The following is a 13,042-nucleotide window of genomic DNA, read 5'->3' on the forward strand; positions in this document are numbered from 1 at the left end:
CGAGATCTAAGACTTCATGAACGGCCGGCGCTGCCGTGCAGCGTGACGAGAAGCTTGTCCAGTTGGTCGAATGCCTCGCCCATCGCATCAGCTGCCCCGGTGCCGGCGGCGTCGAGAGCTTCCTTCGAAGGATAGAGCTCATTGACGACTAGCAGTGTCTTGCCCCCCTTTTCCTCGAAGGTTACCGTGGTGAGGGATCCCTCGTCACCGCCTTCGTCATTGCTCCAAACAAGGCGAGAGTACGGTGTCACCTCGATATACCTGCCGAAGAACTCGTCAGTATTCGAGGCATCATGTCCGAACACCAAACGGTACCCGCCCCCTACACGAACGTCCATCTCGCAGGAACGCAGCACCATGCCCGTCGACTTCGGCACCCACCATTGCTTGAACAGCTCGGGTTTGGTCCAGGCCTCAAACACGACGCGCGCCGGACCGTTGAAGCTCCGTGTGACGACCAACTCACGCTCCGACGTCCGTTCCACCGTCGTGGGGTTGTTCGAGGGGGTAGGCTCACTGTTTCTTCTTTTGTCCATCGACTTTCTCCTTGCGTTTCAATTCCTCGACCACCTTGTCCAACGCGTCGAAGCGTGCGTCCCAGAGTTGCCGGTATCTCTCGATCCATGCCGCCTCCTGCTCCAGTCCGCCAAGGCCGAGCTTGCAGGTCCGCACGCGCCCAACCTTCTTCGTGACAACCAGCCCCGCCTGCTCCAGCACGCCCACATGCTTCTTCATGCCGGTTAGGGTCATGTGGAATTTCTCGGCAAGCTCCGTGATCGAAGCGTCCGCACGTCCGAGCTGCTCGAGAACGCCGCGTCGGGTGGAGTCCGAGAGCGCGGCGAACGAGGTATCGAGAGGGACTCTAAAATACTGAACCATGTGGTTCAGTATTTAGCGCCCGGATTGGCGCAATGCAAGGGAGATCAAGCGAACTGGGCGGCGCCTCTGCTGTGGGACGCTCGGCCCGGATCGCGACAACCAACGCAAAGCGCCTGGTCTCGCTTTGCGTGACGATGGCGGGCCAATCAGGCCCGTGGGTCTCCTGAATGAAGGGCTCTCGCATTTCACCGTCGCGAGCTTGATCCACAGCACGCAAGCGTCTCGATCGAGGTTGGGCGTGGACGCGGTGCGATGCCCCTTAAGTGGTCGGATGCGATACACGGTTAGAAGGACCAGAATTCCGCTTCGGCCAAGGTGATGAGCGACCGCCCTGGTCTGACGGCATGGGCTCGGTTATTGAAACATTTTCCGGTTTCCCACGCAGAACGAGACCGGGTTGCCAAACCTGAATCGGGGGCACCAACGACTGCCATGAATCAAGGGAGGACAGGAGCATATCTCGACATGACAGAACAAGAAGCGATCATCAGCGCCTTGGGCGTCGCTCCGGATTTCGATGCCGCATTGGAGGCGCGCCGGCGCAGCGACTTTCTTGGCACCTACCTGCGTGCAGCCGGCCTCAGCACGTATGTGCTGGGCATCAGCGGCGGGGTGGATTCGCTCGCGGCCGCACTTCTGGCTCAACGAGCGGTAACCGAACTGCGGAGCTCAGGATACGATGCCAAGTTTCATGCTGTCCGGCTGCCGTACGGCACACAGGCCGACGAGAGGGACGCACAGCGAGCACTCGACACCATTGGGGCGGACGAAGTGCACAGACTCGACATCAAACCGGCGGCCGACGCAATGCTTGACTCGATCAAGGTGGCTGGCGTGGAACTCGGGGATGCCCATCGGGAGGATTTCGTGCTGGGCAACATCAAGGCCCGTCAGCGCATGATTGCCCAATTCGCGCTCGCTGCTGGCAGCCGAGGACTGGTCATAGGCACCGATCATGCGGCCGAGGCAATGATGGGCTTCTTCACCAAATTCGGCGACGGCGCCGCTGACGTCCTTCCCCTTTCCGGGCTAAACAAACGCAGGGTGCGCGCCCTGGCAGCGCATCTGGGCGCTCCGTCCGAACTTGTCAACAAGGTGCCGACCGCAGATTTGGAGAACCTTGTCCCACTTCGTCCTGACGAAGATGCATATGGGATCACATATGATCAGATCGACGATTTCCTCGAAGGTAAGGAAATCAACGAGGCGGCGCGAAGGCGTATCCTTGATGCGTATTTCAGCACCGCTCATAAGCGCTCGCTTCCGGTGACACCCGATTTTCGGACAGGCTTGCCGGTACCGTAACGTTGTTTCGTCTGTCCTGCCTGTTATCGGATGGGGCACGACAATGCTGGCATTTGCTTACCGTTGAGGTTCGGCGGCCGAGCCGGGATGACAGGTCCGACGGGGGCCGGAGCGATTAGGCCGCTGTGGCCTTGAGCTGTTCGAGATGCTCAACAGCGAGCTTGTACAGCGTCTCCGCCGTCTCTTCCGGAGTCCACCCCTGGGCGGTGGAGGTGGCGACAAGGGCCGCGAAGGCAGTTTCCAGAGCGACCTCGCAATTGACAGGTCGGTCGGGGCTGGTCTCGGCGAGAAGGGGTGGGGCAACTTCAGGGGTTTTTGTCATGCAGAGGAATCCGCGCCGCTGAAAAAGGTTCCAGCGACGGCGGAGGAGTTGTTGGCACCCGTACTTCGCACCCCACTCCGCCACCCAAAAGGGCGCAGTGAACGTGGCAGCGCCAAGCCCGATCGGCTGCGGTGGGCAGCCTTCATACATGCCGGTACGCAGATCCTCGGTTCTCAGCTGCAATTCAAATGATAGGAGGCGCCATGCCTTCCAGGCATGGCCGCGCGGTCGTTTGTTCCTCTGCGCCGTGACACATTACCGCTCGCTTGACGAAGCCGTTGGCCGCCCCAGAATCATGGGAATGGCAAAGGGCATCAACATCGGCGACGAGGTCGTAATCACCGCGACAGTGCGCAAGCGTGTCACTGAGGACCGGGTGAGCGTTTCCATACCCTCCTATGGGCAACCCCACTCGGTCGTGGACCAAACAACGAAGCTGCAGAAGGGACAGCACATCGAGTTGATCGGCAACGTCACCCACATCCAGGAAAACCGTGTAACCGTGAACCTCGGGACTCCCGTCACGGTCGATGCCGCTGTCGTCAGGCTGGTGAACGCCTATAAGGCCCCTACGAGGAGCACACCCCTGGTGGACAAGCCGACATGAGGCCGCCTCCCCACAACAGCAACGAAGTGGAAGAATGCTGGTCGCATAAACCAATGGCTTACTGGATGATTAGCCAACCCACATCCTTCGTATGATCCCGCATGGTGGATCTGGCGAGCTAGAGACACTGCAAGTGGATCATTAGCTATTTAGCGCGCCGCCCTGACCGCCCACCGCAGGCTCGCAATTCGCGTTTGCCGAACATCCTGCGAGGTTGTTGGCTCCGGCCTGGTTGGACCCACCTCCCCTCTGATGACGAACATGGGGGCCTTGCGGACGGTCACTGATGGAAGGCAGGCGTGGCAAGCCGCCCCCTAGATAGGATACGCTTGAAGCCTGTTAGCTGTCGCTTCGGCGGTAACGGAAATGGTTGCGGATGTGGCTGTTGAAGTACCGCCCCTTGGCGAAGGCGGATCGAAATGCATCAAAGGTTTCGGGCGGTACATCCTCGAAATCATAACGCTTGTCGTTGGTCATTAGCCATACAGAGAGGATCCGTCTGTCCGGATCGTACTCCGTTCTGCGTATCAAGGTGGATGGCATCGCAGTCAACGGAAGACGGGACCACGCGTTCCTAAGGGCGTCGAAGGGGACCGTTGGCGCGACAACCCTTAGCTCGAAGATGGCCCCTGAGTTTCGGCTAACAGAGAACCGGAAGATAGTCGGCGAATGCCGGTACCGCTTCTATTGCTATTTGAAAATTGGGTCCCGTCGAGCAAGCAGGCCCGTGAGCCAGTCCGGATCCATCTGCGGCACCGAGGAGAGAAGCAGTTCGGTGTAGGCTGCGTGGGGTGGCGTCAGTATCTCGGTTTTCAAACCCTGCTCCACCACCTGCCCTTTGTGCATAACCACGACCTCGTCAGCAATCGCTCTTACCGTCGCGATATCGTGGGTAATGAAGATATAGCTGATGCCGAGTTCGTGCTGCAGGCGCATCAGGAGCTTCAAGATTTCTTCCTGCACAATCTGATCCAGTGCCGAGGTGACCTCGTCACAAATGATGAGCTCCGGATTGGCAGCGAGCGCGCGGGCTATGCAGATCCGCTGCTTCTGGCCACCGGACAATTCACCGGGCAGTCTGTCGAGGAAGCTTTCGTCCATCTCGATCATGTGCATGAGCTCGCCGACCCGCTGGTCGCGCTGCTGCCCCTTCAAGCCTAAGTAGAACTCGAGCGGACGCGAAATTATCTCCTCCACAGTCTGGCGAGGGTTAAGGGCGCTGTCCGGCGACTGATAGACCATTTGGATGCGGCGCAGCAGGTCTTTCGAACGTCCTTTCAAGAAGAGGGCAAGCGGCTTGCCATCAAATGACATCGATCCGGACATCGCAGGCAGCAAACCGGTAACGACGCGCGCGAGCGTCGATTTCCCCGACCCTGATTCGCCCACGACTGCTACCGTCCGGCCGCGCGGAACCTTGATGGACACATCAAGGAGCACCTTAACCCTTCCAGAGTAGGCCGCGGTGACGTTGTCGATGGTCAGTAGATGATCCTGGGTCCGAATCTCCGGCTTCGCGAGCTTGCGCACGGCCCAGAGGGTCCGAGTGTATTCTTGGGTAGGAGCCGTAAGCATCTGTCGCGTATCGGCTTCCTCAACAGTCTGTCCGTGTTGCAAGACCATAATCCGGTCCGCCATCTGCGCCACCACCGCCAGATCGTGCGTCACATAGATCGCTGCTGTGTTGAATTCCTCGACAATCCTGCGGATCGAGGCCAGGACCTCCACTTGCGTCGTCACATCGAGCGCAGTGGTCGGCTCATCGAACACGATCAGGTCGGGCCGGCAAGCCATGGCCATGGCCGTCATGGCTCGCTGCAACTGACCACCGGACACCTGATGCGGATACCGGAAGCCGATGGTCTCAGGTTCTGGAAGCTGGAGGCGTCGATAAAGCTCAATAGCGTCGCGATTGGCCTTGTCTCTGCTGGCGATCCCGTGCGCAACTGCCGTTTCCACGGTTTGATCGAGGAGCCGGTGAGCCGGGTTGAACCAGGCGGCTGCGCTTTGCGCCACATAGGCGATGCGGGAGCCCCGGAGCCGCCGACGGCGGGCTTCGCTCATTGACAAAAGATCGGCACCGTCGAACAGCACCGAGCCCTGGCTAATACGGCACCCCGGCTTGGCATAACCCATTGCCGCAAGGCCGATGGTCGACTTCCCGGCGCCGGATTCGCCGATCAGGCCAAGCACTTCTCCGCGTTTAAGCGAGAGATCGACGCCCCGAACAATCGGGTGCCAGCGCTCGTCCGAGAAGCCTTCAACGTGGAGGTCCCGGACCTTGAGAAGATCTGTTCCCTTTTCGCGCGCCGTGGCACTGCTACTTTTCATCACGAAGTCCGCTGGTTGAATGTAGCAACCAGTCCACGACGAAGTTCACCGCTACCGTCAGGAGGGCAATGGCGCCGGCCGGCAGCAGCGGCGTGACATCGCCATAGGTGATCAGTGTTGCGTTTTCCCGCACCATCGACCCCCAGTCAGCCGATGGCGGCTGTATGCCGACGCCCAGGAACGACAATGCCGCGATGGTCAGAAACACAAAGCAGAATCGCAGGCCAAATTCCGCGATGAGCGGCGGCAGGATGTTGGGCAGGATTTCCTTGCGGAGAATCCATGCGGGACCTTCGCCGCGCAATTGCGCGACCTCGACATACTCCATAACCACTACGTTCAGGCCAACGGCGCGCGCCAGACGAAACACGCGTGTGGAATCCAGCAATGCGATGATCAAGACGAGACTGGTTATCGAAGAGCCGAATATCGAAAGCAGCATCAGCGCAAAAATCAGGCTTGGGATCGACATCAACACGTCCACCGCACGTGACAATATCTGGTCTGGCCACCCCCGGTACATTGCCGCCAGCAGGCCGAGCGTCACACCCGCTGCAAAGGATATGATAGTTGTGGTGACGGCGATGCCGATCGTGTTGCGAGCCCCGTAGATGAGTCGAGTGAGCATGTCGCGACCGAGCTGGTCAGTCCCGAACATAAACTCGTGGCTCCACGGGGCGAATGCCTCGCTAAAGACCTGCGTCTCTCGATAAGGAGCGATGAGAGGCGCAAATAGAGCGACCAGAACGTAGCAGAGGGTTACAACCATGCCGAACCAGGCACTGAGCGGCGCCTTCTTCAGCGCTATCCTCATCCGAGATCGGCGTGTGCGCCTTACCCTGGGCGCTCTCGTGGTCTGGATGAGGGGCTCCGCACTTGTCATCTTGGGTGCAAAAGCCTCGGATTGGTGGCGATCGAAATGATATCGGCGATCAGATTGAGCAGGATGTAGGTGGCGGCGAAGACAAGGGCGCAGGCTTGCACGACTGGTACGTCCCTCGATTTCACGGCATCGACCATCAGTTGGCCGACGCCGGGGTAGACGAACACTACCTCTACGACCACGACGCCGACGATGAGGTAGGCAAGATTGAAGGCGACAACCGTCACGATCGGGGCCCAGGCGTTTGGCAAAGCGTGCCGGAGCACGACCACCATTGGCGTCATTCCCTTCAACCGAGCCATGTCGATATAGGGGCTTGAAAGCATGTTGATGATCGCCGCGCGCGTCATTCGCATCATGTGAGCGACGATGACGAGTGTAAGCGTGATGGACGGCAGAGCCGCACGCCAGACATGCTCCCAAAACGGAGTCTGGTCGCTGATATTCGCCAGGGTCGGGAACTTAGGTACGACGTTCAAGGTCCAGTCGATCGAAGCTGCGAGCCAGACGGGTAAAGACTGTGCGAGATCGGTGCCGGCGAACGTGTCGCGCGAGATGATCAGGAAGGCGAGCATGTAGGCGACGAAGAATTCAGGGAACGAAATTGTCGTAAGTGTCACCGTGTTTACAAGCCGATCGAACCAACTGTTGCGGTAGAGGGCCGCAAGAATACCCAACCCCAACGCCAGCGGCACCGCGACCAGCGCGGTCATTACCGCCAGGAACATGGTGTTGTAGAGACGTGGTGCGATGATCTCCGCGACCGTTCGCCGGTAGCCGGTCCGGCTGGCGAAGGAGGAACCAAAATCACCCTGTGCCATCTTACCAATCCAGCTGAAGTAGCGCTCGATTGGCGGGCGATCGAGGCCGATCTCGTGTTGAAGGGCCGCGACTGTTTCGGGGGTAGCGGCTTGACCGAGCGTCGCCTTGGCGAAGTCGCCAGGCAGCATTGCGATCGCCGAAAAGATGATGATGGAAACGACGAACAACGTGATCAGGCCGAGGCCTAACCGTTGCATAACCGTTTTTGCGACCGGATTCACACGCATGCGCGCAGTCCCAAGAGCGCGCCGTCCGCGGTGCGGGCGGCGCGCTTGGCAAACACCCTATGCTACAGCCATCCACCAGCGCTCGGCCATCTTCAGTCCGTCATTTTCCCAATTTGGCGCCACATCGCCATGGGCGAGTTTCTTGGATTTGGCGCTGACAAAGTTGTTGAACACCAGCACGATAGTACCGCCATCATCATGGGTCAGCTGCTGCATTTCGGCATACATGGCGGCGCGCTTGGCGTCATCCGTCTCGGCTCGGGCTTGGACAAGCAATTCGTTGAAGCGTGGATTCTTCCAGAACGACTCGTTCCAGCTGGATTCGGCTGCGAAGGCTTGCGTGAACATCCAGTCGGCGGTGGCGCGACCGCTCCAATAGGAAGCGCACCAGGGCTTCTTGAGCCAGACGTTGTCCCAATAGGCGTCCTCCGCTTCGCGCACGACATTGACCTCGATGCCGCACTGTGCGGCCGTCTCGCGAATGAGTGCGGCCGCGTCTACTGCACCTGCGAAAGCCGCATCTGCGACCGAGAGATCGACCTTCAGCTTATCCGGCCCCGCCTTCTTCAGATAATGGCGCGCCTTGTCGGGATCGAAACTGTGCTGCGGCTCCGGGTTCTTGTAAAACTTGATCGCCGGCGCGATTGGATCGTCATTGGCAACGGTAGCATGTCCAAGGAAGATCTTGTCGGCGATCTCTTGTCGGTTGATGGCCCATTTCATTGCCATGCGCACATCCGGATTGTCGAAAGGCGCCATGGTGACATTCATCGGCAAAGTATAATGCCCGTAGCCGGTGATCTCGATGATGTCGATTTTGGGATTGCGCTTCAACATGCCGAGTGTTTTCAGGTCGGCGCGGCCAATGTAATCCACTTCCCCGGTCGAGAGCGCAGCCATGCGTGCGGCCAAATCCGTAATGGCGACGAACTCCACCTCATCCAGGTAAGGCTTGCCGTTCTTGAAATAATTCGGATTGCGCTTGAGCTTGGCCGAGACGCCAGGCTGAAAATTCTCGAGCACGAATGCGCCGGTTCGGGCCCCTGATGCCCAATCCGCTTTCCCGTCAACGCTCGGCATGATCACGAGATGATAATCGCTCATAATGTAGGGGAAATCGGCGTTGCCGCTGTCGAGTGTGAATACAACCGTTTCTGGCCCGTCCGCCTTAATGTCCTTCACAGACGCAAGCAGAGGCTTCGCCGCAGATTTGGTGTCGGCGCCCATGTGATACCGCATAGAGGTCACGACGTCGTCTGCCGTCACGCTCTTGCCATTGTGGAAGGTCGCGCCCTTGCGTAGGTTGAAGACCCACGTCTTGGCGCCATTGGAAGATTCGAAGCTTTCTGCCAGGTCCGGCTGTATGCCGCCCTTCGCATCCACCTCCGTCAGGCTGTTAGACATAGCGCCTGAAAAGGCGGTTTGGGAGAAAGTGTCGGGATACCCAGCCGGATCAATAGAATCTGTCGTCGCTCCATGCGCCATGCCGAGCTTTGCGAAGCCGCCTTGCTGCGGTTCTGCTCGTGCCGCAGTGACAAAGAGCTGATCTGCGGCGACGACGGTCAGGCCTGCCGCTAAGCCTAGATGGATGAAGTCACGCCGCGAAACCTTGCCGCTCCCGATAAGACCTTTCGCGATGCGCAGTTTGTACTCTGATTCCGACATTGCCGTTCTCCCATTGCGGATTTTCCGCGTTCTTTTTTCAACCGTCGTCAAGCACGCGATGCGTAAGTGCTCCTTCTCCGCCGTTCTGGTCCTTCGTCGATTTGCCTCCCGTCTGCCAGATCAGGCGGTCACATAGATGTTGCCGTCCTCCACCATGACGGGAAACGTCCGCGCACGCACAGTGGGATCGACCAGCGCCGAACCCGTCTTGATGTCGAACTCCCAGCCATGCCAGGCGCAGCGCACGATCTCGTTTTCCCGGTGATAGATGAAGCGGGCTTCCTCGACAGGCGCGGTCGTCCCGCATTGTGGCCCCTCACAGAGCGGCGCGCCGCGATGCGGACAGATGTTGAGCAGCGCATGGAAGCTCTCTCCGATGCGGAACACGCCCACCGAAAGGCTCCGGACCTTGGCAATGACGGGTGTCCCGGCCTTGATCTCGTCGACGCGGCATATGTAGGTTTTCTCGGCCATGTTCTGCTCCGTCAGGCAGCATTCGCGGTTAGGATGGCAGGAATGCGCTTGTAGACGTCCAGCGCATTCTGACCCATCACCTTCGCTCTCCAGGCTGGCGGGATGTGCAGCGTGTTGGCGTCGTCATAGTCCCAATGCGGATAGTCCGACGCAAACATCAGCGTGTTCTCGCCGTCCATGGCTTCCAGGATGGACCAGAGATGCTGCACGTTGGCCGGCTGCTCCAGCGGCTGTGTGGAGAAGCGTATGTTACGGCGGCAGTACTCCGATGGCAGCATCTTCAGCCATGGTGTTTCCTTGCGCAGCGCCTTGTAGTCGGCGTCGAGGCGCCACAGCACGGTCGGCACCCAGGCGACGCCGCATTCGACTACGACGAAGTAGAGTTCTGGCCATTTCTCGAAGACCCCGTGAGCGATCATGCTGGCGACGTGACTGATCGCCGACATGTGCAGGATGGCGTGCGTTTCCCAGAAGAAGGTCGTGGGGGCAGGCGCGACGGCGTTCCAGTTGACACCACCGTGGCCGCCCAGGTGAATGGCAAACGGCAATCCCATCTCCGCACAGGCTTCGTAGATCGGGTGGTAGAAGGGATCACCATACGGCTTCACGGAGCCTTGGGAGGCTAGAACCTGGACCATGCGGGGGTGAGTGCCGAGCCGACGGATCTCGGCGGCCGCCAGCTTCGGATCCTGAGGCGCAATGATGATGGAACCCATGAAGCGGTTGTCTTTCGGCAACCACTCGGCGATCTGATAGTCATTGTAGGCACTGACCAGCGCACTGGCGTAATATGGGTTTGCGAGAGTCGAGGCTTCTATAGGCTCGTCCCCGGTGAGGATCGCCACACCGACATTGTATTTGTCGAGGTGTTTTTCCTTCATGATCCGGTAGTTGTCGGCTTCGGTCTCGGGTCGCACATCCTTCCGGGAGAAATCCTGCGGATGGAACCAGGGGCGATGGCCATGCGGGAAGGACCCCCTGGGGCCGGTCTTCTCGCCCTCGATGAACATGTCCTTCCAGATCCCGGAAAGATACGGTTCCAATACCGTGGCGCTGGACCAGTAGTTGTGACAATCGCAGTCGACGATAAACACTCTAGCTTTCGCTCCCTCTCCAGACCGCGGCTTTACTTGCCGTTTAGCTCGCCTAGCTTCCGCCTTGACAATTGCCGGATCAAGCCAATGATCTCTGGGTAATGATCGGGTTTTTCGATTGGGGGGTTTGTCCGTGCAGCTGGACCACATTGAGACGTTCCTGGACATCATCGAGTCCCGGAACTTCAACCGGACTGCCGACCGGCTCAACATTACGCAGTCGACGGTAAGCAGCCGGATCAAGAGCCTCGAAAGCGCGGTAGGATCGGAGCTCTTCCATCGTGGTCGCGCCGGCGCTGAACCGACCGCGGCGGGACGACGTTTCGAAGCCTACGCGCGGGCGATGCTGTCGACCTGGTCGCAGGCGCGTCACGACGTGCGCGCGTTCAACCGGTTCGAAGGAACCCTTCGCGTGGCCGCGCAGGTTGGCATGACACGCTCAGTGCTGCCTGGGTGGGTGGAGGCGCTCTGTCAAGCCCTTCCCAAAGCCTCGATCCATGTGGAATCCGACTACTCCAACCAGATGGTGACCGATCTCAGCATGGGAAATCTGGACATAGCCGTGCTCTACGCCCCCCGCTATCTTCCCGAAATTGCTTATGAGCACCTTATGGTCGAGGAGTATGTGATGGTCTCGACCTTTGCCAGGACGATGTCGGAGGTCGATCCCGACAGCTACATTCGGCCGGGCTACACCGTCGTCCTTGAGAAAACCCATTCCGAGCTGATCCCTTCGTTGGCAATTTCCCGCCTTTCCATGGGATCCGAGAGCCTGGCCGAAGCCATGCTGCGGCGAACCGGGGGGAGTTGTTACATGCGCAACGACGATGCCCGCAGGTTTACCGCCGAGTGCCCGTCCTTCCTGGTCGACGGCGCACCGACGCTCTACCAGCCCGTCCATACGGCCATGCTCGCCCGGCGCAAGCATGAGCCGATCATCCGCAAAGGGCTTCGTGCGCTGCAGCTGGCGGTGATGTCGCTCGAGACGTAGATCGAAATTCCCGATTAAAAAGCTGGGCTCAACCCACTGTTCCGGACAGCCTGCGGCTGCCATGTTTGGCGCGTCATTGAGAGCCAAACATGAACGCACATACTTCGTTTCCGGCTTCCGATTTTTTCGCACCGATGCGGCAGCGGCAATGGGCCGACGCATCGCCACAGGCAATGCTCTGCCGTGCGGTCATCGACGAGACGCACGACGTGAAGACCTTTGTGTTCTCGGCCGCCTCAGATTGCATGTTCTGCTTCAATGCGGGGCAATACGTGGTCCTTCACCTCGCGATCGATGGCGTTGTGGTGGCCCGGTCCTATTCCGTTTCGTCGCCACCAACACGTCCGCTCGACCTGCACATTACGGTCAAGCGGACACCAGGCGGGCTCGTTTCCAATTGGATCCACGAGAATCTGCGGGCGGGCGACGAAATCAAGATTGAAGGCCCGCGGGGCTCGTTCAAACTTGACGGCTTGCCAGGCGAAAAGCCTCTCTTTCTTGCGGGCGGCAGCGGGATCACGCCTCTTATGTCTATGCTGCGAACCCTGACGGACAGAGCTTCCGATCTGGACCTGTGCCTCATTTACAGTGCCCGGTCGCCGCGAGATCTCATTTTCAGGTCGGAACTCGATGCGCTCGCTGCCCGATTCCGCAACCTGAGCGTGACATGCGTCTGTTCCAGGGCAGATCCCTCCTGGGCAGGACCGACGGGCCGCATGGACGGCCCCTTGCTCCTGCGCCTGGTCCCCGATCTTCGCGAGCGCACGGTCTACGCCTGCGGCCCCGAACAGTACATGAAGGCGCTGCGAGACGGTCTTGGCCAGGCAGGCGTTGACCCCCGGGGTTATCATGAGGAGAGCTTCGGGGGCGCCCTGGGCGGTGCTGCTCCGGATGTGGCCTCTGCGGTTTCGTCCTCGGTCCATTTCGCCCGTTCCGGATTGGAGCATCGTTGCGCACCCGGAGAGACCCTGCTGGAGGCGGCGCGCAACTGTGGTGTCTATGTTCCGACCGGCTGTCAGCAGGGAATTTGCGGTGCGTGCCGGATTGCCAAGCTCTCGGGCGAAGTTGCGATGCAGGATCTTGGCGGACTTACGTCCGAAGAAAAGTCAGCGGGCTTTGTCCTGGCCTGTTGCAGCCGCGCTCAAGGCTCAGTTTTACTCGATCTTTGACTTCGGTTGAGATCTGAACGGGTGATTGCCGAATTGACCGAAAGCTGGTCACGCATGCGATTTCAGCTGAATTCCAGGCGTGAATTCCAAGAAGGGCAGACCCAAAGCTGTGTGGCTAGGTGCTCCGGGAACGGCGTTTGAGTGCCTGAGTCCGCATCAAAATTTTGGCCGGACTTCAGGGCGTCCGGTATTCGGTGGCGATGTCTGCTGCCAAGGAGTGGCAAAGCCGATCTGTGCGGCTGAGATGAGGGGCGCATACCAGCCATTCAGTAG

The 13,042-nt window shown here is 59.4% G+C and carries 14 protein-coding genes; 4 read left to right on the plus strand and 10 right to left on the minus strand.

From position 1 onward, the window contains the following. Positions 1–14 precede the first annotated feature (14 nt). A complete protein-coding gene (locus FJ434_RS11525; RefSeq protein WP_140510087.1) occupies positions 15–536 on the minus strand; it encodes an SRPBCC domain-containing protein in 522 nt (173 codons plus the stop codon). Beyond that, positions 514–879 (minus strand): metalloregulator ArsR/SmtB family transcription factor, encoded by a 366-nt coding sequence (locus tag FJ434_RS11530; protein ID WP_140746989.1) that lies wholly within the window; start codon positions 877–879, stop codon positions 514–516. Before FJ434_RS11530 ends, FJ434_RS11525 begins: the two co-directional genes overlap by 23 nt. 465 nt (positions 880–1,344) lie before the next feature. Between FJ434_RS11530 and nadE the strand changes: the two genes are divergently transcribed. Continuing rightward, positions 1,345–2,184: an ammonia-dependent NAD(+) synthetase gene (gene nadE, locus FJ434_RS11535; protein ID WP_140746992.1), complete on the plus strand. Its 840-nt coding sequence runs from the start codon at positions 1,345–1,347 to the stop codon at positions 2,182–2,184. 115 nt (positions 2,185–2,299) lie between these two features. On the opposite strand, the gene FJ434_RS11540 is transcribed toward nadE, so the two are convergent. After that, the gene (locus FJ434_RS11540) at positions 2,300–2,506 is read right to left on the minus strand and encodes a hypothetical protein (protein ID WP_140510081.1); all 207 of its coding nucleotides are present in this window, start codon (positions 2,504–2,506) and stop codon (positions 2,300–2,302) included. A 301-nt stretch (positions 2,507–2,807) separates the two neighbouring features. Here FJ434_RS11540 and FJ434_RS11545 point away from each other — a divergent pair, with 301 nt between their 5' ends. Continuing rightward, the gene (locus FJ434_RS11545) at positions 2,808–3,113 is read left to right on the plus strand and encodes a hypothetical protein (protein WP_140510079.1); all 306 of its coding nucleotides are present in this window, start codon (positions 2,808–2,810) and stop codon (positions 3,111–3,113) included. A gap of 339 nt (positions 3,114–3,452) precedes the next feature. Here the strand turns inward: FJ434_RS11545 and FJ434_RS11550 are convergent, their stop codons facing one another. The 7 genes from FJ434_RS11550 to FJ434_RS11580 form a co-directional block, all read right to left on the minus strand. Then, complete coding sequence (locus FJ434_RS11550; RefSeq protein ID WP_140746995.1) at positions 3,453–3,656, minus strand: KTSC domain-containing protein; 204 nt, start codon at positions 3,654–3,656, stop codon at positions 3,453–3,455. Positions 3,657–3,803: 147 nt separating this feature from the next. Beyond that, positions 3,804–5,444, minus strand: coding sequence for an ABC transporter ATP-binding protein (locus FJ434_RS11555; RefSeq protein ID WP_140714608.1), 1,641 nt, complete (start codon positions 5,442–5,444; stop codon positions 3,804–3,806). Next, the gene (locus FJ434_RS11560; RefSeq protein WP_246672792.1) at positions 5,434–6,258 is read right to left on the minus strand and encodes an ABC transporter permease; all 825 of its coding nucleotides are present in this window, start codon (positions 6,256–6,258) and stop codon (positions 5,434–5,436) included. Before FJ434_RS11560 ends, FJ434_RS11555 begins: the two co-directional genes overlap by 11 nt. 65 nt (positions 6,259–6,323) lie before the next feature. After that, complete coding sequence (locus tag FJ434_RS11565; protein ID WP_140510073.1) at positions 6,324–7,370, minus strand: ABC transporter permease; 1,047 nt, start codon at positions 7,368–7,370, stop codon at positions 6,324–6,326. A 63-nt stretch (positions 7,371–7,433) separates the two neighbouring features. Next, on the minus strand, positions 7,434–9,041 hold the full coding sequence (locus FJ434_RS11570) for an ABC transporter substrate-binding protein (protein ID WP_140746998.1): 1,608 nt from the start codon (positions 9,039–9,041) through the stop codon (positions 7,434–7,436). A gap of 120 nt (positions 9,042–9,161) precedes the next feature. Continuing rightward, complete coding sequence (locus FJ434_RS11575; protein WP_140510069.1) at positions 9,162–9,515, minus strand: Rieske (2Fe-2S) protein; 354 nt, start codon at positions 9,513–9,515, stop codon at positions 9,162–9,164. 11 nt (positions 9,516–9,526) lie between these two features. Continuing rightward, entirely contained in the window at positions 9,527–10,609 is a 1,083-nt protein-coding gene (locus tag FJ434_RS11580) for an amidohydrolase family protein (protein ID WP_140747001.1), read from the minus strand. A 133-nt stretch (positions 10,610–10,742) separates the two neighbouring features. Between FJ434_RS11580 and FJ434_RS11585 the strand changes: the two genes are divergently transcribed. Together FJ434_RS11585 and FJ434_RS11590 are read left to right on the plus strand one after the other, a co-directional pair. Beyond that, entirely contained in the window at positions 10,743–11,600 is an 858-nt protein-coding gene (locus tag FJ434_RS11585; RefSeq protein ID WP_140510065.1) for a LysR family transcriptional regulator, read from the plus strand. 89 nt (positions 11,601–11,689) lie between these two features. Beyond that, on the plus strand, positions 11,690–12,769 hold the full coding sequence (locus tag FJ434_RS11590; RefSeq protein ID WP_140510063.1) for a hybrid-cluster NAD(P)-dependent oxidoreductase: 1,080 nt from the start codon (positions 11,690–11,692) through the stop codon (positions 12,767–12,769). Positions 12,770–13,042 lie beyond the last annotated feature (273 nt).

Origin of the sequence: Mesorhizobium sp. B2-5-13, from assembly GCF_006440535.1 — a bacterium.
GTDB lineage: Bacteria > Pseudomonadota > Alphaproteobacteria > Rhizobiales > Rhizobiaceae > Mesorhizobium > Mesorhizobium salmacidum.